Source organism: Micromonospora sp. NPDC005367 (assembly GCF_040606825.1).
In the GTDB taxonomy this organism is placed as follows: domain Bacteria; phylum Actinomycetota; class Actinomycetes; order Mycobacteriales; family Micromonosporaceae; genus Micromonospora.
Genome location: NZ_JBEXFP010000023.1, coordinates 1 through 26,317, shown reverse-complemented (window position 1 = coordinate 26,317; position 26,317 = coordinate 1). Strand labels below are relative to the sequence as shown.

Sequence of the window (26,317 nt, the reverse complement as noted above, 5' to 3'; positions counted from 1 at the left end):
TCGTTGGAGACCGCTTTCCCGGTCGTCACGACGCGTGGACAGGGAGACACCGTATGAAGCTCACGCTCGTCCGAAGAGTCCGCGGCCTCACGATGACGGCAGCCGTAGCGCTGCTGGCCACGGTCGCACTGACCGCGTCCTCGACGCCTCGGCCTGTCGAAGAGGTGTCACTGGCCACCAGCACCCCCACCGGACCGATGGAACTCCCCGACGAGTGGATGACCGCCCAGCGGATGAGCGACGGCAGCACCGAGCTCTCCACCGCCAAGTACGCCAACGCCCGCGGCGAGGCCGACCGGATCGCCGAGCACACCCGCAAGGCGTACCGCCACCTGGCCGACCGGAGGTGGGACTTCTTCGGGCCGAGCAACATCGGCGGCCGGGTGGTCGACATCGCCGTCGACCCGCAGGTGCCCGACCAGGTCTTCATCGCCGCCGCCTCCGGCGGCGTCTGGCGCTCCAGCGACGCCGGCGCCACGTTCGAGACGGCCTGGCCGGACGGCTGGACGCAGAGCATGGGCGCGGTCGCGATGACGAGCCAAGGCGTCCTGCTCGCCGGCACCGGCGAGGCCCAACCCGGCGGCGGCTCGATCACCTTCGGCGGCGACGGCATCTACCGCTCCACCGACCGTGGCAGGACCTGGCGGCACGTCGGCCTGAAGGACAGCCACGCCATCGCCCGCTTCGCCATCGACCCCAGCAACGAGAACCGCATCTTCGCCGCCGCGGCCGGTAACCTCTTCGTGCCCGGCGGTGAGCGGGGCGTCTACCTGTCCGAGGACGGCGGGCAGACCTGGCGTCGGGCACTCGCGCCGCCGAACCCGACCACCGGCGCGACCGAGGTCGTCATCGACCCGAGCAACCCCCGCCGGGTGTACGCGGCCATGTGGGACCACCTGCGCGAACCGCACCAGCGCACGTACGGTGGCCCCGGCTCCAGCCTCTGGCGATCCGACGACGGTGGTCGGAACTGGCAGCGGATGACGAACGGCCTGCCCACCGACGCCGACCAGGGACGCTGGGGCTTCGCGCTCGCGCCGAACGACCCGCAACGGCTCTACGCGTACGTCGGCACCGCACTCGGCCCGTTCCGCGCCTTCTTCCGTTCCGACGACGGTGGCGACAGCTGGACGCAGACGCCGGTGACCGCCGGCCAGGCGTCCCAGTCCACGTTCAGCTGGTGGTTCGGCAAGCTCTTCGTCGACCCCACCGACGCCGACCACGTCTTCCTGACCGGCGTGAACCTGATGCGCTCCACCAACGGCGCGCAGAGCTTCTCCTCGGTGGGCGGGGTGCACGCCGACCAGCACACGATGCGCTGGGATCCGAAGGTGCCCGGCCGGGTCTACCTCGGCAACGACGGCGGTTTCTACCGGTCACAGGCCAACGGCGCGAACGGCTGGGTGAAGTCCACCTACGAGCCGTACACGCAGTTCTACACCGTCGACGTCGCCGAGACCGATCCGGTGCTGAAGGTCGGTGGCGCGCAGGACAACGGCTGCAACCGCGGGTACACCGGCGTCGGCGGCCCGTGGAGCGCCATCGGCTGCGGAGACGGCCTCCAGGTGATCATCCACCCGGAGCAGCCGAACATCGTCTTCGGGTGCAGCCAGTACGGCTCCTGCTACCGCTCGGAGAACTCCGGGGCCGCGCCGCGCCAGAACATCGGGACCGGGCAGACGACCTCGGACCGGCGCAACTGGCTCACGCCGCTGCAGTTCGACCCGAGCGACCCGAACGTCATGTACTACGCCGGCAACATCGTCAACCGGTCCACCGACAACGGCCGCACCTGGACGCCGATCAGCCCCGACCTCACCGGCGGCGGCCCCAACGACCCGTCCGGCTACCCGTGGGGCACCGTCACCACCATCGCTGCCGCGCCCACCGACGGCAACAAGCTGTACGTCGGCACCGACGACGGCCGACTGTGGTGGACCGACGACCTCGGCGGCAGCTGGCACCGGGTTGACCCGGGACAGCTGCCCGGCACCTGGGTAACCCGGGTGGCGGTGCACCCCACCGACGAGAACATCGCGTACGCCACGTTCTCCGGCTTCCGCTCCGGCAGCGACCGCGCCCACGTGATGATCACGCGCGACGGCGGCCGGACCTGGCAGGACATCGGCCGGGGCCTGCCGGACGCACCGGTGAACTTCATCGCCCCGACCACCGACGGGCTCCTGCTGGTCGGTACCGACGTCGGGGTGTTCATGTCCGCGTGGAACGGCGGCGAGTGGGCGGCGCTGGGCACGAACCTGCCACAGGCCGCCGTGATGTACCTGCGCTACCACGAGAGCAGCCGCCAGTTGACCGCTGCCACGTTCGGCCGGGGCGTCTACGACCTCACCGTCCCGACGTGTCCCGCGGCGTCGACCCGGCTGCCGCTGAAGCCGACCGGGGTCGGTGTGGTCGGCGTGCTCGCCTCCTGCCGTAAGGCCTGACCGTACGCCCGGGAGGTCGACCGACCGGAACGACAGCGCGGCCCCGGCACGATGTGCCGGGGCCGCACTGTCTGCACGAGACGGTCAGTCGGCCTTGTAGGCCCGGATGATCGTCTGGTCGATGCCACTACCGCCGCTGGCGTCGGCCTTCACCCGCAGCGAAACGGCCTGACCCGCCGCCGGCGACGGCAGCTCGACGGTGTAGGCGTCGTCGTGCCGGGTCGCCCGGGCGACCTGCCACGTCTTGCCGTCGTCGGTCGACGTCCACACCTGGAAGGAGGTCACCTTCTGCGCCGGCACACCCTTGGTCTGCCGGATCGTGAACTCACCGGTGCCGCCGATGATGTGGTTCCCGGCGTCCATCGGCAGCGCGTAGTCGACCGCGAGCAGCGGCAACGGCACGCTCTCCGTGCCGGTCGGACCAGCCGAGCGGAACGTCCAGGAGGTGTTGACCTTCGTCGAGATGGGCAGGATCAGGCTCGTGTCGAGGTCGAAGGTCACCCGGTAGTCCGCCGACTGCTGCGGCACCGTGAAGTCGGCCCGCGAGGCGTCGCGCTCCTCGACGAGCTTGCCGTCGCGGTAGAGCGACATCTTCCGGTTCAGCCCGATACCGCCTCCCTGGAGGCAGTCCGAGCGACCGTGCTGGTCGGTGAGCATGACCAGATCGAGATGCAGGTTGCCCCGCGTCCGCGACGGCGCGGTGGCGCACGGAAGCACGTCACCCTCGTCCACGATCCCGTCGACCCAGTCGGAGTGCAGCGGCTGCCGCGCCCAGACCTTGGACTGCCGGCTACCGGCCTGGTAGCTGCGCACCTGTTCCTGTGCGGCCAGGCCCCCGTAGACAGCCTCGTCCACGTAGCGGTAGCCCGGCGACAGATAGGCGGTGCGGTTCGTCGGCAGGTCGAAGTTGCGCAGCTGGGTCAGGTACACCCCGTCGGGCGCGAAGATGGCACGCCGCAGCGAGGTGTACATCCCCGGCGAATCCATCTGGTTGAACCGCTCGTCGACGCGGGCCAACTCGGCCCGCTCGGCCTTGCTCACCCGGTAGGTCGGGTCGGCCGGAACGCCGTCGGTGTACTCGTGCGCCAGGTCGTAGGCGTACGGGTCCGCCGTGCCCTGCGGTGACTGGAGGAAGAAGGCGGAGTACGCCCGCAACGACCCGATGCTGGGCTCCCGCAGCGGCGAAACCGACACCTTCGCCCCGCCACCGAGGCCGGTGACGCTGTTCCACCAGGACAGGCCGTTCTTCGTGGTCTGCTGGTAGATGAACGAGGTGAGGATCGGCGTGGTGGGCGCCCCGTCGACGACCGCCGTCACCGGCCGGGTCGTCGCCGGGTCGAGGGTGATGCTCCGGTCGCCGTTGACGGCCACGTCGGTGTCGCCGACGTACGCACCCTGCTGCGCCTCTGTGGCCGGGTCGTACGAGCTGTATCCGCCGGTGACCGCGTAGCGGCCCTCCGCGACCCGCACCGTCACCGACTTACCCTGCTGCAGGAACGCGCCGCCGGCCGAGATGAGCGGGTCGTCGAGGTTGGTCACCAGGACACCGACGTAGTTCTCCGCGCCCTCCGCGGTGTCGGCCATCGGCTTGGTGTTGACCGTCAGGTCGAAGCTCCGCGGCTCGACGTAGAAGCTGACCGGCGTGGTGGCCACCGGCTTGTGCCCGGAGGCCCGGGCCGTGACGGTGGCGAGGTAGTAGCCCGGACTCGCGGCCAGCGCGGCACGGTTGATCCGCAGCGTGGTGCTGGCGGTGGAGCCGCGCTTGACCTTCACCTTGTTCGTGGTGAGGGTGACCGCACCGCGCGGAGCGGCGGTTCCGTCGTGGTTCACGGCGGTCACGTCGAGATCGAGGTTGACGGTGGCCGGCGTGCTGTCGCCGGTCCAGGTCAGCGTCGCCGTGGCGGTGCCGGACTGCGGGTAGCCGAAGGTGCCGAGGTCGGCCGTCGGCTGGTTGCTGGTCGGGCCGGAGAGCGGCCGTTCGGCGTTCAGCCGGCCGGCACCCACGGCGTACGGGTCGACACCGGTCATCGGGTCGGCGGCGCCGACGAGCGCCGCCTTGAGCCGGTCGGCCGTCCAGTCCGGGTGCCGTTGGACCAGCAGCGCCGCGGCGCCGGCCGCGTGCGGGGCGGCCATCGACGTGCCCGTCAAGCCCTCGTAGTACTGGTCGATCGGATCCTGCAGGTTCGTACCGGCCGCCCGGGCCGCCACGATGTCGACGCCCGGGGCCACGAGCTCCGGCTTCGCCACGGACGTGTCCACCAGCGGTCCCCGGCTGGAGAAGTTCGCCAGCTTGCCGTCGCGGTCGATCGCGCCGACGGTCAGGGCCGTCGCGGCCGAACCGGGAGCGGAGATCGGGCCACCGTTGTTGCCGGCGGCGACCACGAACAGGGCACCGGTCTTGCGGCTGGCGGCGTCGACGGCCAGCGCCAACGGGTCGTTGCCGTCGTCCGGGTCCTCACCGCCGAGGCTCATGTTGATGACGTCGGCCCGCTCCGCCGCCCACTCGACCGCCTTGATGATCTGCGAGTCGTCGCCGAAACCGCTGTCGTCGAGGACCTTCCCGATGACCAGCTTCGCGTCCGGAGCCACACCACGCCGCTGCCCGTGTGCGGCGGCACCGGTGCCGGCGATCGTGGACGCGGTGTGCGTACCGTGCCCGTTGTGGTCGACGGCGTCGCCGCCCTCGACCGTGAAGTCGGCCTTGTCCACCACGCGCCCGGCCAGGTCCGGGTGAGTGAAGTCGGCGCCCGTGTCGAGCACCGCGACCCGCACGCCCTTGCCCGTGTAACCGGACTTCCACGCGTCGGGCGCGGAGATCTGGTCCAGGTTCCAGTCGAGGTCACTGCCACCGGGCTTGCCGGCGGTCGGTGCGGCGGTGATCGGCGCGGCGCTGGTGGCCGTGGTGGTGGCGAGCCCGGTGGCCCGGACCTTCCGGTCCAGCCACACCTTCTTCGCCCCCGCCAGCAACGAGTTCGTCGCCAGCTTCGCCGTCGCCTGGCTCTTCTTCGGTACGTGACCGGCGACCGCTTCGATGAGCGGCAACTGCTGCACGTCGGCCAGCGCGGCCACCCGCGCCGACTTCACGGCCGGTTGCACGATCACCGGCAGCGTCGGGGTGCTCTCGTCGTCGAACCCCTCGTCGATCAGCGTGGTCACGTCGAACAGGTCCGGATCGAGGATTGAGCCGACCTTGGACGCGACGCTCGCGGGGATGACGTGCAGGTGCCCGTCCGGGCCGCACGACTGATGGAACACCGCATTCTGCTTCGCCGGCTCCACCGCCGCCTGCGGGCAGCCGGAGCCGCTGCTTCGTACCGTCACCACATCGCCGGTCAGCAACGTGATCGTGTGTACCGCGCTGCCGGCCTTCGCGTCCCCCGTGCCCGCCGGGACGGCGTTGCTCGGCTCGGCTGACGCCGTTCCGCCTGGCACTGCGCTCAGTGCCGTCGCCGTGACAGCGACGGCCACCAGCCATCGTGTTCTTCTGAGCATCTTGTTCCTTACTGGGACCTGACACCGGCCCCCGAACGGGGACTGGATTTGATCTCCACGCTAATCCCAGAAGTGATCTTGGGGAACGGCTGAAACCCAAACGTCATCTGCGACACGCACGCGACGGCCGCGGCGCCGGAGGTGGTGCCGCGGCCGTCCATCGACCGTACGATCAGCTGGTGGGCAGGACCGCCCGACCCTTGCGGAAGTTGTTGCCCTTCCCATCCGGGCGGTAGTTCTGCTCCACATTGCCCGCGGCGTCGACGGAGAACCAGTTGACCTGGGTGCCGGCCGGGACGGTCAACGTCTCACCGCCCTCCCGGATGCCCGCCGAGCCGTAGAGTGTGGACTCGTACGTCGGCACGGCGCCGTCGAGGGTGTAGAAGACCGCCGCCGGCTCGGAGACGTCGAACGTCACGTTCACCATGCCCGGACTCGAACTCGGCGCGACGGTCAACGTGCTCGTCGGCCGCTTCTTGTCCGATTCGAAGTCCCGCGCGACCCGCATGAGTTCGACCAGGCCGTTGGAGAACTCCATCGTCTCGGCGTGCGCCTCCTCCCACGAGGGCTGGAAGGAGGTGCCGACCTCGAAGTTCCAGGCGTAGATGCCGTACTTGTACCAGAGCATGTCGCCGGAGTTGCCCGCCGCCGAGTAGAGCACGTCGGAGATCGGACCGGTACGGGCCGGCGTGACCGCCATGTTCCGGTGCTGCTTGATCGCGGTGAGGATCCGCGAGGAAGCGCCCCAGAAGAACGACTCGTCGGCGAGCGACGGCCGCGGCGCCGAGGTCCGGTCCGGCAGGGCGTACGCGCCCGGCGACCACATGAAGTAGTTGCCGGACGAGTGCAGGTTCATCGAGAACTTGATGTTCGGCTGGGAGGCCAGCCAGTCGAGGTTGCGGTTCTCCGGCTCGGAGAGCTCGCTCGGGCCGGCGTACGTGCCGCTGGTGCAGCTCGACGAGGCACCCGAGTAGCCGTCGAAGAGGCTGTACTCGGTGTAGTTGCGGTTGTTGTCCACGCCCCACGAGTCACGGCCGAGGAAGTCGGCCGCCCCGGTCAACGGGCAGTGGTTGGTCATGTTCTTGCGCTGGGAGTTGAAGTCGTAGAACGAGTAGTGCCCGCCGTCCGGGTTGATCGACGGGGCGATCCAGATGTCCAGGTTGTTGAGCAGCTGCTTGGTCTTGCCGTCGTGCGCGTAGTTGCGCAGCAGCCGCTCGGCGGTCTCGACGCTGACCAGCGGCGGCACCCACTCCCGGGCGTGCTCCTGGGCGTACGCGAGCACACCCGTCTTCGAGCCGTCGCGGTGCTTGCCGATCCGGATCGCGTACACCGGGTGCGGATCGCGGGAGACGGAGGCCGGGGCGCTCAGGTCGTCGGTGAGCTGGGTACGCGCGGCCGGTGCGACCACATCGTCGCCGGCGCTACCTCGATAGGTGTACGCCCGCAGCAACGTGCCGGCAGCGCTGTTGAGCGCGGCGACGACCTGCGCCGCGGTGCTGGTCACCGCGCCCGAACCGTTGGTACCGAGGCTCACCCGGACGTGCTTGCCGGTGACCGTCACGCCGAGCGCGGCGTTGCCGGCGTCGGGGTCGGCCAGCTCGACGGAGATGTCGTTGCCGCCCTGGTGCCCCCAGGCGAGCGAGTCCACGGCGACCCGGCTGGCGTTGGCCGTGCCGAGCACTGCCTGGGCGTGCCGCCGGTACCCGTTGGTCTTGTACGGCAGCTCGACGACCTCGGCCAGGTCGGGGAACTCGGCGGCGAGCTGGTGGATCCGCGAGTACAGCTCGGTCGGCGTCAGGTAGCTGGTGACGAAGTCCTTCTCGTAGCCCGGTCCCTCCGGGTCGGTCCCCGGCGTGGGCAGCCACTCGCTCACCTTCGCGACGGCGACGTCACCGGTCGGACTGGTGATCCGGACGTACTCCGGCCGGCTGGTCACCGTCGCGGCGCCCCGGTGGTAGAGGTAGACCCCCGCGTCGACGAAACGGGAGATGCTCTGGGTGCCGCCGGAACCGATGGCGGTGCCCGGCCCGCTGTCCCGTTCGACGGTGAGCGTGTTCGTCGCGGTCTGCCCCTGCGCCCACTTCGCCTCGACCGAGAGGACCTGGCTGGTCCCGGAGGTGTAGTAGTCCGCACGGATGATTTTGATGTCGGAGACGTCGGATGCGGTCCGGCCGGCCGTGGCGGCGGCGAACTCACGGTTCTCCGACCTGTGCTCGGCGATGGTCGCCTCACGCTCAGCCACGCGGGCGCGCGCGTCCTCAGGCCGGTACAGCACATCCCCGAGGGTGAAGCCGGCCGCGGTCAGCCGGTCGGCCTCGCTCGGCGTGATCACCGCGCGCGCGACGACGCCGTTCTCCGTACGTTCGACTCCGTGGTCGAGGTCTACGCCGGTGGCGACGAGCGCGTCCAGTTCCGCGGTGCCGTCGAGCAGCACCTCGACGACGCTCGCCTGCTGACCGGCGATCGGGTCGGCCTCGGCGGTCGCGACGGCCTGCGGCGTGGTCGCCGATGCTGGGCTCACCAGCAGCAGGACCGCCGTCGCCGCGGCCAGGACCGTCGGTACGGGAAGGCGGCGTCTCCACCGCGGGGACAGGGGATACGACATTGTTCTCTGCCCTTCTGGCTGTTCGGTCGGCCGGCTGGCCGAAAGTGGTGGCCGAGGGGCACGCCCGGGGTGTGCGGCTCCACGATGGATCGCGCGCGGCCGTTGCGGTGACCAGGCGCACGGCATTGAACGGAACATTGGTGGGGGATCCGACCGCCGAGTGGACGCCGCGCATCGCCGAAGTGCGGCAGCGTCACGGGCTGGTGATCATTTGGTGGCGGTCAGTGACCTGGGATCATCCTCAGCGTCACAACATGATCTGTCAATCCCTCGCCGGGACCATCGACATCAGGCCACCGGACAGCGGATCTCAACGGTGCGCGGCGCCGTCCTCCTCGATCGTCCGCGCCATCCACGCCTCATTGGACAGTGAGATGATCCGCTCCGCCTCGGCCACGAACGCGTCGTCGTCGGTCCAGCCGACCCCGTCGCGCCGCGCCCGCCCGAGCCGGTACAACTGGTCCGCCGTGCGGGCGTACTCCAGTTGGTGGGCCTCGAACTGCTGGGCCGCACCGTGGCCCACCAGCGCCGTGGTCACCGTGGCGACCACACCCACCCACGAGGCCAGCCCGAGCCCGTCACCGTGGGCAACGGTCGACCGACCAGCGGCAGATCCACCCTCAGCCCGACCAGGTCGCCGGCGTCGTCGAGCAGGGCGTCGAGCCGGCGCAGCAGCACGACGTCACGCTCCTCACCCGAGAACGGCGCCTCCCGGGCCAGGTACCGGTAGACGCCGGCCTTGAGCGCCTCGGACACCGACCGCAGCCTCGTCCACGCCTGCACCGCCTCCCGGCCGGTCGACCCGGCCGGGAGGTGGCACCAACGCCAGCGCCACACCAGCGAGCACCGCGAGCGCCCGACCCACAGCGGCCTGAACCCCACCCAGCTGCGCCGCGGCGGTGCCGCCGACGGCCGCCACGATGGTCAACCCGGCGACCGCCCGCCGCCCCCGCACGATCCGGCGCTGCGCATGTCCGGCCGCCCGCGACCAGACCCCCTGCTGCTGCCAGACCGCGTCGACGGCGATCGGCGCATCGACATCCGCCACGCCCGCATCGTAACCCTGAACGTCCTCCGTCCCGGGGTGGCGGCGGCGTCGCGGCCCAGGTCTACCCACCCGCCCACGTGACGGTCACCAACCCCCGCCCGGATGGGCTGACCGATCTGCGTCAGCCCGGCTGCCGGGCGGCGATGGTGGCCTCCCCGGTGCCGGACGAGCGACCACGCTGACGGTCGGCGCGGATATCGCGCTCGTCCTCGGTATAGGCGGTTCCGGCCCGAGTCGGACTTGATAGCCGGGAACGATCGGAACGGCGCCCTCGCGTTTGCCCGCTCGGGTCGCGGGAAGACCCGGCCGACCCGGCCGATCACGCCGATGGGACCCGTCGCGGCCGGCGTCCGGTAGAACCGGGGAATCCGGGGCAGACCTGAGGAGGAGCCAGGATGACCGCAGGCAGGAGTGCCGTCCCGCCGGGCAGCCGCCCGACCGGGGCCCGGAAGGCCACCGGGGTGAAGAAGGCGCCGATGAACCGGAAGGCGGCGGCGAAGAAGGCCGCCACCGCCACGAAGCGGGCGACCGGCGCGAGCCTGGCGAAGTCACCCGGCGGGAAGCCCACGACGACCACGGCCCGCGCCGCGCGGAAGAAGGACACCTCCGCCACCACCGCGACGCCCACGCGCAGGCCGACGGCGAAGGCGGCCGCCGCGAAGAACGCGCCGCCGAAGAGTGCGCCGGCCACGAGAGCGGCGGCGAAGAAGGCCGCGAAGAAGGCGCCGGCACGCGCCCGGACCACGTCCGCCACCCGGGCGCCGGCGAAGAAGGCCACCACCATGGAGTCGTTCGGCAACCGGCGTACGGCCCGCAAGGCCTGACCGGCGTGAACACGGCAGTGCCGGGTACGGAGGGTGGGTCCTCCGTACCCGGCACGCTCCGGGATTACAGCTCGCGGACCCTCACGTCACGGAACTCGGTCAGGTCGTTGTTGCTGTGGTTCTGCAACCCGATGAACCCGCTGAAGAACTGCCGCAGGTCCGTGGGCGGATCACCCGCGCGCGAGGAACTCTTGCCCGGGGTGTTGTCGAACTCGTTGATCACCACTCCGTTCCGGATGATCGTGTAGTGCTGGCCGACCACCCGAACCTCGTAGTCGTTCCACTGGCCCTTCGGGGTCACCCTCGCCTGGTCCAGCGTGGTCGGGTCGAAGTTGTAGATCGAACCGGTCTTCTGCGGCTCACCGGTCGGTCCGTCGTAGATCTGGATCTCATGGCCGCAGTAGATCGCCACCCATGCCTGTGAGCCTGCGGCCGAGCCGACCTTGCCGCACTCCGGCCGCTCGTCGAGCGGCAGGCGCGGGTCCGGGAACCGGGTAAACAGGCCGGTGTTGGCATACGAGCCGGCCGGTGAGACGTCCCGGAACTTCACGCGCACGGAGAAGTCAGCGAACTCCTTCCCCGCGTACCAGAGCATGCCCAGGCCACCGGAGCTGCGAATCGAACCGTCGGCACGCAGCGAGAACGATCCGCCAGGTGCCTGCCGCCAGTCGACGAGGGACTGCGCGCTCCCATCGAAGATGGCCTGGTAGCCGGCGGTGTTGCCGACCTCCGAGTTCCGGGCCGCCCGGTTCAACCGGTTGGCGTCCTGCTTGTCGAGTTCACCGTCGGCACGCAGCTGCGCCACCACGTCCTCGACGTGACCGACGAACTGGGCGTGGTTGGCCCAGTTGCGCTCGTCGTCGATCAGGTCGTTGACGGTGCACCCGCCGCCGACCGCGTAGTTGGGCACGCCGGTGTCGGTGTCGAGCATCCGTACGGTCGACCGGGCGTCGGGAGCGTCGCAGCCGACGTTGACCGGAAGGACCGAGACCGCCACCTCCCCGTTGGCGTAGGTCACCTTGAGCGTGACGTTGAAGGTGCCGTAGTCCGCGTACCGGTGGGTCGGGTTCGCCTCCCGCGACGCCGGGCTGCCGTCGCCGAAGTTCCACTCCCAGGCCACCCCGCCGACCTTGGCGCTGGAGAACTGGACGTTCTTCGGGTCGCTCTGCGAGACAGCCCGGGCACCCGCGTCACTCGGGTTCGGCGTGGCCGGTCCGCCGGTGTAGGCGATCCGGATCAGCTTCTGGTTCGAGTGCAGGCTGAAGAACCCACCCGCGTAGTCGAGCATGTACAGGGCACCATCCGGGCCGAACTTGGCGTCCATCCAGGACTGGAGCTGGTTGCCACCGCTGCCGGACCGGATGATGGCGCGCAGGTCCTCGGCGAACGCCGGCGGGCCGTGGCTGTCGACCTTGCTCTTGTCGACGGTCACCGCGATGCGGTTGCTGGCGTTCGACTGGTCACCGATGAACCACTTGTCGTCCCAGTACTCCGGCCACGCCACGCCGCTGGTGGTGTCGACGTTCTCCCGGTGGTAGGTCGGCCCGTCCATGATGGCCTGGCCGCCGCCCTTGAGGTACGGCTCGGTGAACGTCTCGTCGCCGGGCTCGTACGTCGGCAGGCCGCTGCCGTCGGTACGCTTCGGGAAGACCGGGCCGCCACCCTGCGGCGAGTACCAGATCATGTTGTCCCGCACCGGCGGGAGGTTGACCAGACCCGTGTTGCGCGGCGACTCGTTCTTCGGGTGGTCGCAGTCGTACCAGCCGGTGAGCTCGGTCGCGTCGGTGTTGCTGCGGTCCCGGTACGGCTGCCGGTTACCCATGCAGTACGGCCAGCCCTGGTTGCCCGCGGACTTGATGATCGTCGCCGTCTCGTACTTGGCGGGGCCCAGCTCCGGGTTCGGCCCGCCGGCGTCCGGGCCGACCCATGCGGCCGTCAGCCAGTCGTTGACCGGGTCCCAGGCGATCCGGGCGATGTTGCGCACGCCCATCACGTAGATCTCCGGACGGGTCTTGCCACCACCTTCCTCCTGGCCGGTGAACAGGTTGCCCTCCGGGATGGTGTAGGTGCCGTCCGGCTCCGGGTGGATCCGCATGATCTTGCCGTTGAGGTCGTTGGTGTTACCGGCCGTACGGCGGGCGTCCTGGAACGAGACACCCTTGTAGTCCTGGGTCCAGTTGTTGCCGGAGTAGCCGTCCGAGCCACCGGAGGAGTTGCTGTCACCGGCGCCGATGTAGAGGTTGCCCGACTCGTCGAAGGTCATGCCGCCACCGGCGTGGCAGCAGCTGTGGATCTGCGTGTCCCAGCTCAACAGGTCCTTGCGGGTGGCCTGGTCGATCGTCTGGTTCGCGGCGTCGTAGGTGAACCGCGAGACGGTTCGCTTGCCGATGCGCCGGTCGCGGTCGATCGACTCGTGCGGCATCCAGTAGACGTAGACCCAGCCGTTCTGCGCGAACTTCGGGTCCAGCGTGATGCCGACGAGACCCTCCTCGTTCTTGACCAGCTCGCTGCCGCTGCCCCGGTTACCCATCACGGCGAGGGTGGTGAGCAGCTTGACCTGCTTGGTCTTCGGGTCCCACTGGTGGATCGTGCCGCAGCCGAGGCCCACGTTGGGGTCGTCCCAGCTGGCGATCGGCCCGGTGGCGCAGGCCGCCTTGCCGATGTAGAAGACCTTGCCGTCCGGGGCGATGGTCAGGCCGTGCGGCTCACCGATCTGGTCGAGCTGCCCGGGCTGGTTGGTGGCGGTGAGTCGGTCGATGCGGTAGTTCGAGGCGATGGTCGCCTGGCAGTCGCCGCGCACCATGCCGGCGGTCCACTTGATGGCCCCGACCAGGTGGTTCTGGAACCGCGTGTCGGTGCTCCAGCTGTCCGCCGTGCGGCCCATGCCGGTGTAGAACGACCGGCCTCCGTCGTAGTCCTGGCACCACGAGATCGGGTGGAACGCGCCGTTGCCGCTGAGGCCCGGGTTGTAGGTGCCCTCCTCGACCTGGGCGACGGTGTGTACCCGGCCGACCGGGCTCGGGTCCCAGTTGATCCACTGGTCGGACCGCTTGACGGTCAGCGGCATCCCCTTGTTGGCCGGGTGCTGGCGGTCGGTGAAGTCGACCACCGCCTCCTGCACCTGGGTGTCCGGGGTCGGCCCGGCGTCCGGGCCGATGAGCCACAGCTCGGCGAGCTGGAGCAGCGGCTCGCCGCTGTTCGCGGTGATGTTGAGCCGGTAGTGCTGGTAGGCGGTGGTGTTGGTGAAGCTGTACTGCTTGGTCTGGAACCGCTGCGGGAAGGTCTCGTCGGCACGGGTGTCCAGGTCGGTCCAGGTGCTGCCGTCCTGCGAGCCCTGCAGGGTCCAGTTCTTCGGGTCCCGGCCCGGGAAGTCGTTGGCCGAGGTCAGCGCGTACCGGCTCACCACCACCGGCTCCGCGAGCTTCGCGGAGAGCCACCCGGTCGGCGTCCGGGCGAGCCACTTGGTGCTGGTCGATCCGTCGATGGCCATCGCCGCGGTCTCGCTCGGCGGGTTCTCGCCGCTGGCCGCGGCCGAGACCGGCTTCTCGGCGTTGGGCAGACCGGCCGCCGGACGGGTGCCGATCAGGCCGGTGAACCAGGAGGAGTCCGGCTGGACGCGCGCCGCGTCGTGTACGCCGACGAAACCGCCGCCGCCCTTGACGTACGCCTGGAAGGCCGCCTCCTGGGCGTCGTCGAGCGTCACACCGTTGGCGGAGAGGAAGACCACGCCGCGGTAGCGGGCGAGGTTGTCGAAGTTGAACACGCTGGGGTCGGTGGAGACGTCCACCGTGAAGCCGTTCTGCCGACCCAGCTTCTTGATCGCGGTGGTGGCCCCGCCGACCGGGTCGTCCTGCTTGGCGGCCGGACCGTGGAAGACCAGCACTCGCACCGACGCGGCGGCGGCGGGAGCGGCGGTGGGCGCCGCGGCGTGGGCAGGTACGGCCAGCGTGCCGAGCGCGAGCACCGCGCCGCTGGCCAGGGCGAGGAGCCGGCGATGTACGCCGGCGCGTCGCCAGAGGGGTCTGTGAGCCATCTCGACTCCTTCTCAGGTTGAAGCGGACCTGCGTTGACGGGTTCGGGGGCGTGGGGGTGGCCACCCCACTGGCAGCGGCCACCCCACGCCGTCGACGGTTACTTGTGCTGGTGCACCGTGGCGCCGCTGCCCGCCGGAGCCGCGCCGCTGCTGGTCGAGGCCGCGCCGCTGCTGGTCGCGCTGTGGTCGTGGTCGCCACCGGGCGGCATGTTGCCGTTCTCGTCCAGGACGTGCATGGTCGTGTACATGCCGGCGTCCGAGTGGAACTGCATGTGGCAGTGGATCATCCAGTGGCCCGGACCGACCGAGTCGCCGGCGACGATCTGGACACCGAACGAGTCGCCCGGTCCGAGCGTCTTGTTGTCGACCGTCGGTATCTGATCGACCTCGGCGTTGGTGCCGGTCGCCACCCCGGTCCGGGTGTCCGCCCACGAATGCCCGTGGATGTGGAAGGTGTGCATGTCGTTGCCGATGCCGACGACGATGAACTCGACCCGCTCCCCCTTCTTGGCGACGATGCAGGTCGGGCCCGGCTGCGGGTTCTCCTGGTCACAGGTGTCGGCGGCCGCGCCGCGGCGCAGGTTGATGCTCTGCTGGTCACCGAAGACGGTCATGTAGGTGCGGTCCGGCCGCAGATCACCCGGTCGCCGCACGACCAGGCCACCGAAGAGCCCGGAGCCGATGCCCTTGGTGCCGTGCGGGCCACCCACCACGTGGTCGTGGTACCACCAGTAGCCGGCCGTGCCGGCGGTCCCGGCGGTGCGGTCGCGCTTCTTGGCGTACCAGGTGTAGGTGCGCGACTGGCCGGGCGGGACGTACGAGAAACTCTGCGCCGTACCGTCGGACAGCTGCGTGTACTTCACCCCGTGCACGTGCAGCGAGACACCCAGCGGATGGGTCGGGTCGGTGCGCAGCTGCTCCAGGGTCTCGGCGGGCACCTGGTTGTGCAGGGTGACCGCGAGGCACTCCCCCTCGATCATCTCCATGGTGGGGCCGGGGTAGGAGGCCGTCTCCGGCGTGAGGCCGTAGCCGAGCCGGATCTGGTTGCCGTCGCGCGGCAGTTCCACCGCGTACAGCTGGATGCTGCGGTCCGGGCGGTCGCAGCCCTCCGGCCGCTCGGGGAGCAGGGCCGCGGTTCCGCCCGCGACGGCGAATCCACCCGCGCCGACGAGACTCAGCACCACGATCGCGGCGACCACCAGCATCCGGCGCGCGGTGGAGCCGGAGCGGACCGGCTGCCCCGGGTCGGATTCCGGCACCGGACCGTCGTCGGTGAACCGCCAGGCCGAGGCGCTCACTTGGCCCTCCGCAGGTTCCGCATCCGCCGGTAGCTGCGCTCGGCGGCGCCGAGCGAGCCGGGCGGGTTCGGTTGGGCGCTGGGCCCGGTGTCCTGCTCCCACAGGTACTCGAACTGGCCCCGGTCCTTCAGCTCGGTGAAGAACTCGGTGAACGGGATCACGCCGGCGCCGAACTCCACGTCCAGGTAGGAGTTGCCCTGCTGCGGGTCGGGCAGCGGGACGCCGTCCTTGACGTGGAACAACGGGTACCGGCGCGGGTGGGCGTTGACGTAGTCGACCGGTCGGAAACCGGGGTACTTGCGGGCGCCACCGAACGCCCACAGGAGGTCCATCTCCAGGTACACGTACCGCGGGTCGGTGAGCTCCAGGAACAGGTCGTACAGCCGGACGTCCGGGCGGTCGACGGCGAAGCTGAACTCGATGGTGTGGTTGTGCTGGTAGAGCTTGAGGCCACGGGCGGTCGCCGCGGCACCCCACGTGTTGAACTCCTCCGCCGCCTTCTGGTAGCCGGCGATGGTGCGGTCGCCGGTGGGCGCCTCGGCGGTGCCGACGGTCGGCATGCCGAGAATCTCGGCGATGTCGAGTTCCTGTTCGAGGTTGTTGCGGAAGTCGCCCAGGCCGCGGTGGCTGCCGACCGCCTTGAGCCCGTTGTCGTCGAGCAGCCGGCGGATCTGCTGCGGAGTGATCGTGCCGACGTTGCCCTGGGTGTAGCCCGCGAACTCGACCTGCCGGTAGCCGATCCGGGACAGCTCGTCGAAGACGTACGCGAACCCGAACTCGTTGATCTTGTCCCGGACGCTGTAGAGCTGGATGCCCATGTGGCCCTGCGGGATCAGCCGGCCCCCGCCGCCCGCCGAGGCGGGAAGCGCTCCGGTCAGGCTGGCCGCGCCGACCGCGATCGTCGAACCGGCGAGACCGCGCAGGAGGGCCCTCCGGTCGATCTTCTGCTTTGCCATGGTGGTGTTCCCTTCGCTCAGTTGCCGGCGGCGGAGGCCGGGGTCAGCGGGGCGATCCGGACGTTCCGGAAGCTGATGACGTCACCCTCGCTGTGGTTCTGCAGGCCGATGTATCCGCTGGCGCTCTGCCGTCCGGCCCCGCCCGGGTCGTCGGATCGGGGCGGGCTGAAGACGGCGTCCGGCGTGTTGAGGTACTCGTTGATCAGCTCGCCGTTGCGGAAGATCGACCAGTGCTGGCCGACCACCCGGATCTCGTAGTCGTTCCAGGTGCCCTTGGGGGTGACCCGCGCACCGGACAACCCGACCTCGTCGAAGCCGTACACCGAACCGGACTTGTACTCATCGCCGTCGGGCTGGTCGTAGATCTGCAGCTCGTGGCCGTACTTGATGGCCACCCACTCCGGCCGGGACTCGTCCGGGTGATCGTGGACCTGCGGGAAGCGGGCGAAGACCCCGCTGTTGGCGTGGCCGTCGCCGGGCGCATCGTCACGCCACTGCAGCTTCAGCGAGAAGTCCTGGAACTCCTGCTTCGGGAACCAGAGCATGCCCATGCCCGGTACGGCCCTGCTGGTGATCGATCCATCGGCGTTACGGACGAAGCCGCCCCCGCCGACGTGCTCCCACTGGTTGAACGACGCCTTGCTGGAGTCGAGCAGCGACTGGTATCCGCTCTTGGACTCCGGCTTGCCGACGCCCGAGTCGCGGGCGGCCGCGATGAGCTGCTGGCGCTGTTTCTTGGTGAGCACCTCCAGGTCACCCAGGTGCTCGGCGACCACCTTGACGTGCGCGACGAACTCCGCGTGGTTGAGCCAGCTCTGCTGCCCCTCGAAGAGGTTGTTGATGGTGCACTCGCCGTAGACCGGCCGGTTCGGTACGCCACTGTCGAGCGTGCCGAACCAGACCGTCGCCCGGGTGTCGGGCACCAGGCAGTTCGCCCCGGACCCGTTCCCGATCACCGTGAAGGTGAGCGACCCGGTGCCGGAGGTGTTGCCGACCTTGTCGGTTGCCCGGAAGCTGAGCGTGTAGTCGCCCGGCTGGTCGATGGTGATCGCTCGGGTGTAGCGGGCGTACTCGGCGCCGTCGAGGGCGTACTCGATCCGGTCGACGCCGGAGCCGCTGTCGAAGGCGAACAGCGTCACGCTGGCGCTGCCCAGGTACGCACCCTCGCCGTCGACCTGGCCGGTCACCGACGCGGTCACGATGGGCGCGGTGGTGTCGTCCGACGGGGGCGCGACGACCGTGAAGGAGACGGTCTTCACCGCCGAGGTGTTGCCCGCCTTGTCGGTCGCCCGGTAGCCGACCGTGTGCGCACCCGGCTGGTTCACCGTCACCGGTGCCGAGTAGACCGCGTACGGCTGCCCGTCGAGCGAGTACTCGATCTTGTCGACGCCCGAACCGGCGTCGGTCGCCGTCACCACCACGGTGGCGCTGCTGACGAACGCGCCCTCGGCGTTCTTCTGACCGTGCAACACGGCGGACGTGGTCGGCGCGGTGGTGTCCGCCGGCGGGGGCGCGACCACGGTGAACGACACCGACCGCACCGCGGAGGTGTTGCCGGCCTTGTCGGTCGCCCGGTAGGCCACCGTGTGCTGGCCCACCGTGTTGACGCTCACCGGCGCGGAGTAGACGGCGTACTCGCCGCCGTCGAGCGAGTACTCGATCCTGTCGACTCCGGACTCGGTGTCCGTCGCCGTCACGGTCACCGTGGCGCTGCCCACGTACGCGCCGTCGCCGTCCTGCTGACCGCTGACCGCCGCCGAGGTGGCCGGTGCCGTGGTGTCGTCCGGCTCGGCCTCGGCCACCGTGAACGACTCGGTCTTCACCTCCGAGGTGTTGCCCGCCTTGTCGGTGGCCCGGTAGCCGACCGTGTGCGCACCCGGCTGGTCCACCGTCACCGGCTCGGAGTAGACGGCGTACGGCTGCCCGTCGAGCGAGTACTCGATCGTGTCCACGCCCGATTCGGCGTCGGTCGCCGACAGCATCACCATCACGCTGCCGACGTACGCGCCGTCGCCGTTCTGCTCACCGTGCAGCATGGCGGCCGTGGTGGGCGCGGTGGTGTCCTCGGTCGAGGGCGGAACGACGGTGAACGACACGGACTGCGGGGCCGACGTGTTGCCGGCCTTGTCGGTCGCCCGGTAGGTCACCGTGTGCTGACCGGCGGAGTTGACGCTCACCGGCGCGGTGTACTCGGCGTACTCGCCGCCGTCGAGGGAGTACTCGATCCGGTCCACGCCCGACTCGGTGTCGGTCGCCGACACGGTCACCGTGGCGTTACCGACGTACGCGCCCTCGTCGTCCTGCTGGCCGGTCACCGCGGCGGTCGCGGTGGGGGCGGTGGTGTCGTCCGACTGGGGTTCGGCCACGGTGAACGACGCGGTCTCGACCTCCGAAGTGTTGCCCGCGTTGTCGGTGGCCCGGTAGCTGACCGTGTGTGCACCCGGCTGGCTCACCGTCACCGGCGCCGAGTAGATGCCGTAGGGACCGCCGTCCAGCGAGTACTCGATCTTGTCGACGCCCGAGCCGCTGTCCGTCGCCGAGAGGTTGACGGTGGCGCTGCCCACGTACGCGCCGTTGGCGTCCTGCTCACCGGTCACCTCGGCGGTCACCGTCGGCGCCGTGGTGTCCGAACCGTCGCCCGTGACGACCAGCAGCCCGGTCATGTTGCCGTGGCCGGGAATCGCGCAGAAGTACCGGTACGTGCCCGGCGAGAGCACCACGTCAACGGTCCACCGGCCGCCGTTTGCGTCGTTCGGGTCGGCCAGGATGTTCACGTCGACGTCGCTGTTGTACGCCGGATTGCCGGTGTCGAAGGTCAGGGTGTGCTGCATCCCGGTGGTGTTGCCGGTCGCGGCGCTGTTCTCGAAGACGAGCGTCGCCGGCCCGGCCACCGCGGTGGTGGGGGCGGAGCGGTAGGCCAGGAAGTCGTCGCCGGCGGTCCAGGTGAGCACCTGGGCCTGCATCTGGCGGGGCTGTGCCGCCGCCGGGGCGCTGGACCGTTCCGTGTCCACCGGCTTCGCGTTCGCCGGCGCCGCCACCAGTCCGGCGGTCAGCCACACCAGGGCGGCCGTGACCACGGCCGTGATCGATCTCCGGAGCCGTCCGGCCGGCAACCGGCCAGGGGGTGAGTAGCCGTTCATCAATGCCTCTCTCCCAGGTCCGAGGCGCGCACGCCGGGGCCAGGCATCCCCCGTCGATGTCAGGTCGCCTCATGTCCAGATATGTCGCCGATCGGCGGTACCGTCGGCCCCTCCTTGGCCGCACGGAATCCCCGGCCGTGGCGATGCCACGGCCGTCCTGTGTGAGGTTTGGGACCCGCCCGGCCGAGGCTGGGCGGGTCGGATCGCCCACGTCGCCGGGCAGGGTTCAGCGCGAAGCTGAACGGGTGGTCGGGCCGCCTCGGAGCTCACGAGGTGGCATCGGGAGCGAATCGGTCACGCCCATGGCACCCCTCGGCGCCGGGTCGCAGGGCGTGCGCCGACCCGGGGTGTCGTCCCTGGCCGGGCCGGTGACCGCCGGACGTGCTGCGCCGTCTGGGGCCACCGTTCGAGACTCACCGCGCCGCCGGATCGTCCCGCTGAAACATATCGATGGGTCCCGACACTACTAACTTGGCCCGAACGTGTCCAGAGCTTTCGTTACCCCCGGCTGTACTTTCCTACAAACAAACGAAAGTCATCGGCGCAACGCACGTCAGAAACACCACAGCTGCCTGTCAAGTCCGATGAGGACAGCGCGGAGAGGCGCCACCCCGGTCGCGTTGAGCAGCCAGAACGGGGCCCAACCTCAGTGCGATCGGACACGGCCCCGACGAACACGCACGGGGTCCACCGGCGTCGCCCGCGGCACCAGCACGAGGCCGGGTATTGACATGCGTCGAGCGGCGGGACTTGACTTCGGGGTACGCACACCGTCCGGCGACGGCGGTCACCGTGGCTGGAACCGGCGATACCAGGAGGGCAAACATGGCGCTGAGTCGTCGATCCTTCCTCCTCAGGACAGGAGCGGTAGGAGTGGCCTCCGCCGTCGCCCCGACCCTCGCCCTCGGCGGCGAGGCTCAGGCCGCCACCTGGCGGAAGCGCCTCACCGGCGCCGACCTCGACACCAACAGCCGATGGCAGGTGGCCGGTACCGACCTCGGCATCCCGTACGTGCTGGAGAACGGCTCCATCGGCTACCTGTTCGGCGACACCTTCAACACCCCGTGGCCGGAGGGCCCGCCGCTGCCCAACGACTGGCGGTCACCGGTGATGCTGCGCTCCAACGTCCACCCGGGCGCCTCCGGCGGGGTGGTCTTCGACAGCGCCGCGCGGGTCGCCGGCAACGGTCGCGCCGCCGAGCTGATGCACAACGGCCACAACGGCATCGGTATCGACGGGCTCTGGGAGGTCACCGTCATCCCCAACGACGGCATCAGCTTCCCGGAGACCGGCCGGCAGCTCATCTCGTACATGAGCATCGAGAACTGGAACTCCGCCGGCCCCGCCGGCCCGCACTGGCGGTCGCGCTACGCCGGTCTGGCGTACAGCGACAACGGCAACGACTTCATCCGCACCCCGCTCAAGTGGTGGAACGACGCCACCAACACCGACCCGTTCCAGATGTGGACGATGCAACGCGACGGCGACTGGGTCTACGTGTTCTCGGTCCGCTCCGGGCGGCAGAACGGCCCGATGATGCTGCGCCGCGTCCGCTGGGATCGGCTCTTCTATCCCGAGTCGTACGAGGGGTGGGGCTGGAACGGCAGCAACTGGGGCTGGGGCCGCCCGTGCACACCCATCCTGACCGGCCGCTTCGGCGAACCCTCGGTACGCCGGCTCGCCGACGGCACCTGGGTGATGTCGTACCTCAACGGCGCCAATGGCTGCATCGTCACCCGCACCGCCGCCGGGCCGGACCAGGTCTGGACCGCCGAGAAGGTGCAGGTCACCTCCTGGCAGGAGCCCGGCCTCTACGGCGGCTTCATCCACCCCTGGTCGAGCCGCCAGCCCAATGACCTGCACCTGATGGTGTCGAAGTGGACCCGGACGCTCGACGGCCGCAGCACCGCCTACCACATGAGCCAGTTCGCCGGCTCGGTCTAGCTCACCGCCGCCGGTCGACGGCGCGCCCACTCCGGCGCGCCGTCGACCGGCCGGCGACGGATCAGATCGTCCGGGAGAGCCGGTCGGCGAGGAGCCGGGTGAACCGGGACGGGTCGGCCAGCTCACCGCCCTCGGCGAGCAGCGCCATCCCGTACAGCAGCTCGGCGGTCTCCCGCAGCTCGGCCTGGTCGCCGCCCTGCTCGTGCGCCTTGCGCAGCCCCGCGACCAGCGGGTGCCCCGGGTTCAGCTCGAGGATCCGCTTGACCGACGGCACCTCGTGCCCCATCGCCCGGTACATCTTCTCCAGCGTCGGGGTCAGGTCGTGCGCGTCACCGACCACGCAGGCCGGCGAGGTGGTCAGCCGGGAGGAGAGCCGGACCTCCTTCACGTTGTCGGCCAGCGCGCTCCCCATCCAGGTCAGCAGCTCGGCGTGGTCCTTGCGCTGCTGCTCCCGCTCCGCCTCGGCCTGCTGGCGCTCCTCGTCGGTGTCCAGGTCGACCTCGCCCTTGGCGATCGAGCGCAGCGGCTTGCCGTCGTACTCGCCGACCCGCTCGACCCACACCTCGTCGACCGGGTCGGTGAGCAGCAGCACCTCGAGGCCCTTGGCCCGGAACGCCTCCATGTGCGGGGAGTTCTCCAGCATGGCGCGGGACTCGCCGGTGGCGTACCAGATCTCGCTCTGGCCGTCCTTCATCCGCTCGACGTAACCGCGCAGGTCGGTCAGCTCGGCCGGGTCGTGGGTGGAGGCGGCGCTGACCAGTTCCAGCAGCGTGTCCCGGTTCTCCGTGTCGTCGATCAGGCCTTCCTTGACGACCGCACCGAACTCGCCCCAGAAGGTGCGGTACCGCTCGGCGTGGTTGGCCTTCAGGTCCTTCACCGTGGCGAGGATCTTCTTGACCAGGCGGCGCCGGACGACCTGGATCTGCCGGTCCTGCTGCAGGATCTCCCGGGAGATGTTCAGCGACAGGTCGTGCGCGTCCACCACGCCCTTGACGAAGCGCAGGTAGTTCGGCATCAACGCCTCGCAGTCGTCCATGATGAACACCCGCTTGACGTACAGCTGGACGCCGCGACGGCCCTGCGGAGCGAAGAGATCCAGGGGCGCGTGGGCCGGGATGAAAAGCAGCGCCTCGTACTCGAAGGTGCCCTCGCCCCGCATGTGCACGATCTCCAGCGGATCGGCCCAGTCGTGCGCGACGTGCTTGTAGAACTCGTGGTACTCGGCCTGGTCGACCTCGTCGCGGGGACGCGCCCAGAGCGCCTTCATCGAGTTGAGGGTCTGCTCCTCGCGCGTGGTAGCGCCGTCCTCGCCCGGCCGCTCGACCGTCATCCGGATGGGCCAGGCGATGAAGTCGGAGTAGCGCTTGACGATTTCCCGGATCGTCCACTCGGCCGTGTAGTCGTGCAGGCTGTCCTCGGTGTCGGCGGGCTTGAGGTGCAGGGTGACCGAGGTGCCCTGCGGGGCCGTGTCGACCGACTCGACCGAGTAGGTGCCCTCACCGCTGGACGACCAACGGGTGCCGCCCTGCTCGCCGGCCTTCCGGGTGAGCAGCTCCACCCGGTCGGCGACCATGAACGCGGCGTAGAACCCGACGCCGAACTGCCCGATCAGCTCCTGGGAGGCGGCGGAGTCGGCGGACTCGCGCAACGTACGCAGCAGCTCGGCGGTGCCCGACTTGGCGATGGTGCCGATCACCGAGACCACCTCGTCGCGGGTCATCCCGATGCCGTTGTCCCGGACGGTCAGGGTGCGCGCGTCCCGGTCGACCTCCAACTCGATGCGCAGGTCGGAGGTGTCGACGTCGAGGTCCTTGTCGACCAGGGACGCCAGCCGCAGCTTGTCCAGCGCGTCCGAGGCGTTCGAGATGAGCTCGCGGAGGAAGACGTCCTTGTTCGAGTAGATCGAGTGAACCATCAGCTGTAGCAGCTGACGCGCCTCGGCTTGGAACTCCAACGTCTCGACCTGGGTGGCCACGCCGTCTCCCTTCTGCTTCACATCGGCTTTCGGGCACAGGATACGGACCATCGCCCGGCCGGCCGTGCCGGTGTCCCGCCCCGCCGACACGACCCGTACGCCTACCGCACGGCCCGGACAGCGCGGGCGGACGTATTCCCGCTTCCGCGGGTACACCGGCGTGACCCAGCTGACTTTGCTTTACCTAAGTCAGCCCGGGTAGCGTCCCTCGCATGACGGATCTCCTCGCCAACCGGGACGCCTGGCTGATGACCAACTGCTCGATCGCCCGGGCGCTCGACGTGGTCGGCAACCGCTCGACACTCCTGCTGCTGCGCGAGGCGTCCCTCGGCACCCGACGGTTCGACGACTTCGCCGCCCGGGTGGGTATCAGCGAGCCGGTCGCCGCAGCCCGGCTCAAACAGCTCGTCGCCGACGGGCTGCTCGAACGGCGCCCCTACCAGGAACCCGGGAAACGCACCCGCGACGAGTACGTACTCACTGAAAAGGGCGCGCAGTTGATCCCGGTACTGGCCGCACTCCGGCAGTGGGGCGACACCTGGGCAGCCGACCCGGCCGGGCCGTCGGTGTGGCTCGCGCACCACGACTGCGGCGCCGAGGTGCACGCGGTACTGCGCTGCGCCGCCGGCCACGACGTCGAGCCGGACGGCCTCGACGTACGCCCGGGGCCGGGCCTGATCCTCGCCGCCACCGAATGACCTTCACGTGGACGGCGCCGCGCCGAACCTCTCACCACTAACACCAGGAGCAACCGCATGAAGATCGCCGGCAGCACCGCCCTCGTCACGGGCGCCAACCGAGGCCTCGGCCGGCAGCTCGCCGCCGAGCTCGTCGCCCGGGGCGCCACCGTCTACGCCGGCGCCCGCAACCCGGACAGCGTCGACCTGCCTGGCGTCACGCCGGTCCGGCTAGACATCACCGATCCCGCCTCGGTCGCCGCCGCCGCCGAACTGGCGCGCGACGTGAACCTACTGGTCAACAACGCCGGCACCGCAGTCGGCGGCGACCTGTTCACCGGAGAGCTGGACCTGATCCGGCAGGACATGGAGACCCACTACTTCGGCACCCTGTCCATGGTGCGGGCCTTCACGCCGGTCATCGCCGGCAACGGCGGCGGCGGCATCCTCAACGTGCTCTCCGTGGTCTCCTGGGTCACCCTGCAGGAACTGCCGGCGTACAGCGGGGCGAAGTCGGCCCAGTGGGGTCTCAGCAACGCGCTACGCGGCCCACTCGCAGAACGCAACATCCGGCTCTCGAGTCTGCACGTCGGGTTCATGGAAACCGACATGGCCGAACAGTTCGACGCACCGAAGGCCGATCCGGCGGACATCGCCCGGATCGCCGTCGACGGCATCGAGGCGGGATCCTACGAGATCCTGGCCGACGACCTCAGCCGCCGCGTCCAGGCGGGGTTGGCCGGCGGGGTGGCCGCGCTCTACCCCAACCTGCCCTGATGCGGATGGTGCGAGCGGGCGCGGCCTGACCGCGTCCGCTCGCACCAGAACGCCGGAGCGTGTCAACCGGCGATCGGTCGGCCCGCATCCGGTTGATGAAGTAGCCGCCGTTAATGCCTCTTTCATAAGCCTCGCCCGGGCGCGCCGAGGGCCCAGGCAGCGGTCCGGCGAGGCGGAGGCCGTCTGGATACCGATGTTGTATCCGGACGACCCGACAACGACGCCCGTCGTCGACCGGGGCCGGCGCAGCCGGGCACGGTCTCATGAAAAGGCCTTAGGCGAGCCGACCATGTCGAAGTTGTAGTAGCCCTTGATGAAGCCGTGCTGGGTCGCGCTCAACGAGTTGACGTAGAACCGTGAGCCGCAGGGCCCGATCGGCGGGACCGGCGCGATCGGCCCGGCTCCGCGCGATCGGCCGGGCTCTGCGCGATCGGCCCGGCTCCGCGCAATCCACGCGATCGGCGCGATCGGCGCGATCGGCGCGATCGGCGCGATCGGCGCGATCGGCGCGATCGGCGGGATCGGCGGGATCGGCGGGATCGGCGGGATCGGCGGGATCGGCGGGATCGGCGGGATGGTCAACTCGGGTTCATTGAAGCCGGGGTGTCCCAGGCGTCGGGTTACCGCGACTTCAATGAACCCGAGTCGATCACGTCACTAGCCGGCCTCACCAAGCCGAGATGTCCGATTCGGCGGGCGGCAGGTCACGTTGAATGTCCGATATCGGGGTGGGCGTCCCGTGTCCGGGGCCACCCCCACGGCGGAATCATGCCGGGAGCCGGGTCGTTGAACATGGCATGCCGCGCGACCCCGCTCGCCGGCGCCTCGCACAGAGCCCCCGGCCGGGAATCACCACCCACCCCGGATCGTTGAACACCCAGGCCGCCCCACCCCCACGGCCACCAACCCCCGGGGGCCAGGCGGAATGCCGAACCGGCCCCCACCGTTACACCCCCAAGCCGCCGAAGTACTGGCAGCATCCCCGGGAAGCCGGGCCCCAGGCGGAATGCCCCGCCGGCCCCCACCGTTACACCCCGGACCGCCCGAGCAGGCCACGCCGCCGGGCACACTCCCCCTCGACTTCACCCGTGCGACACCCCCATG

Annotated in this window: 15 protein-coding genes; 4 read left to right on the top strand and 11 right to left on the bottom strand. The window is 70.1% G+C overall.

Annotated features, from left to right (window positions below; all coding sequences use genetic code 11):
• Window positions 1–53: 53 nt before the first annotated feature.
• On the top strand, window positions 54–2,444 hold the full coding sequence (locus tag ABZS42_RS17805; RefSeq protein WP_355146498.1) for a glycosyl hydrolase: 2,391 nt from the start codon (window positions 54–56) through the stop codon (window positions 2,442–2,444).
• Window positions 2,445–2,528: 84 nt separating this feature from the next.
• On the opposite strand, the gene ABZS42_RS17800 is transcribed toward ABZS42_RS17805, so the two are convergent.
• The 9 genes from ABZS42_RS17800 to ABZS42_RS17760 form a co-directional block, all read right to left on the bottom strand.
• Window positions 2,529–5,936: a S8 family serine peptidase gene (locus tag ABZS42_RS17800; RefSeq protein WP_355146496.1), complete on the bottom strand. Its 3,408-nt coding sequence runs from the start codon at window positions 5,934–5,936 to the stop codon at window positions 2,529–2,531.
• Window positions 5,937–6,108: 172 nt separating this feature from the next.
• Window positions 6,109–8,541, bottom strand: coding sequence for a M14 family metallopeptidase (locus ABZS42_RS17795; RefSeq protein WP_355146494.1), 2,433 nt, complete (start codon window positions 8,539–8,541; stop codon window positions 6,109–6,111).
• A gap of 310 nt (window positions 8,542–8,851) precedes the next feature.
• Window positions 8,852–9,079, bottom strand: a complete 228-nt coding sequence (locus ABZS42_RS17790) for a hypothetical protein (RefSeq protein ID WP_355146492.1) — start codon at window positions 9,077–9,079, stop codon at window positions 8,852–8,854.
• Window positions 9,076–9,297: a hypothetical protein gene (locus tag ABZS42_RS17785; protein ID WP_355146490.1), complete on the bottom strand. Its 222-nt coding sequence runs from the start codon at window positions 9,295–9,297 to the stop codon at window positions 9,076–9,078. The genes ABZS42_RS17790 and ABZS42_RS17785 overlap by 4 nt, the downstream gene beginning before the upstream one ends.
• A gap of 611 nt (window positions 9,298–9,908) precedes the next feature.
• Window positions 9,909–10,388, bottom strand: a complete 480-nt coding sequence (locus tag ABZS42_RS17780; protein ID WP_355146488.1) for a hypothetical protein — start codon at window positions 10,386–10,388, stop codon at window positions 9,909–9,911.
• A gap of 89 nt (window positions 10,389–10,477) precedes the next feature.
• Window positions 10,478–14,446 carry a ThuA domain-containing protein gene (locus tag ABZS42_RS17775; RefSeq protein ID WP_355146486.1) on the bottom strand — a complete coding sequence of 1,323 codons (3,969 nt, stop codon included), beginning with the start codon at window positions 14,444–14,446 and terminating at the stop codon, window positions 10,478–10,480.
• A 98-nt stretch (window positions 14,447–14,544) separates the two neighbouring features.
• Complete coding sequence (locus ABZS42_RS17770) at window positions 14,545–15,744, bottom strand: multicopper oxidase domain-containing protein (RefSeq protein ID WP_355146484.1); 1,200 nt, start codon at window positions 15,742–15,744, stop codon at window positions 14,545–14,547.
• Window positions 15,741–16,700 carry a sugar phosphate isomerase/epimerase gene (locus tag ABZS42_RS17765; RefSeq protein WP_355146482.1) on the bottom strand — a complete coding sequence of 320 codons (960 nt, stop codon included), beginning with the start codon at window positions 16,698–16,700 and terminating at the stop codon, window positions 15,741–15,743. The genes ABZS42_RS17770 and ABZS42_RS17765 overlap by 4 nt, the downstream gene beginning before the upstream one ends.
• A 17-nt stretch (window positions 16,701–16,717) precedes the next feature.
• Window positions 16,718–19,777, bottom strand: a complete 3,060-nt coding sequence (locus ABZS42_RS17760; protein ID WP_355146480.1) for a family 16 glycoside hydrolase — start codon at window positions 19,775–19,777, stop codon at window positions 16,718–16,720.
• 888 nt (window positions 19,778–20,665) lie between these two features.
• Between ABZS42_RS17760 and ABZS42_RS17755 the strand changes: the two genes are divergently transcribed.
• Window positions 20,666–21,784 (top strand): DUF4185 domain-containing protein, encoded by a 1,119-nt coding sequence (locus ABZS42_RS17755; RefSeq protein WP_355146478.1) that lies wholly within the window; start codon window positions 20,666–20,668, stop codon window positions 21,782–21,784.
• A 61-nt stretch (window positions 21,785–21,845) separates the two neighbouring features.
• Here the strand turns inward: ABZS42_RS17755 and htpG are convergent, their stop codons facing one another.
• Window positions 21,846–23,759: a molecular chaperone HtpG gene (gene htpG, locus ABZS42_RS17750; RefSeq protein WP_355146476.1), complete on the bottom strand. Its 1,914-nt coding sequence runs from the start codon at window positions 23,757–23,759 to the stop codon at window positions 21,846–21,848.
• A 212-nt stretch (window positions 23,760–23,971) separates the two neighbouring features.
• Here htpG and ABZS42_RS17745 point away from each other — a divergent pair, with 212 nt between their 5' ends.
• Window positions 23,972–24,457 carry a helix-turn-helix domain-containing protein gene (locus ABZS42_RS17745; RefSeq protein ID WP_355146474.1) on the top strand — a complete coding sequence of 162 codons (486 nt, stop codon included), beginning with the start codon at window positions 23,972–23,974 and terminating at the stop codon, window positions 24,455–24,457.
• Window positions 24,458–24,514: 57 nt separating this feature from the next.
• Window positions 24,515–25,213 carry an SDR family oxidoreductase gene (locus tag ABZS42_RS17740; RefSeq protein ID WP_355146472.1) on the top strand — a complete coding sequence of 233 codons (699 nt, stop codon included), beginning with the start codon at window positions 24,515–24,517 and terminating at the stop codon, window positions 25,211–25,213.
• A 261-nt stretch (window positions 25,214–25,474) separates the two neighbouring features.
• Here ABZS42_RS17740 and ABZS42_RS17735 read toward each other — a convergent pair whose 3' ends face one another.
• Window positions 25,475–25,795: a hypothetical protein gene (locus ABZS42_RS17735; RefSeq protein ID WP_355146625.1), complete on the bottom strand. Its 321-nt coding sequence runs from the start codon at window positions 25,793–25,795 to the stop codon at window positions 25,475–25,477.
• Window positions 25,796–26,317: the final 522 nt, after the last annotated feature.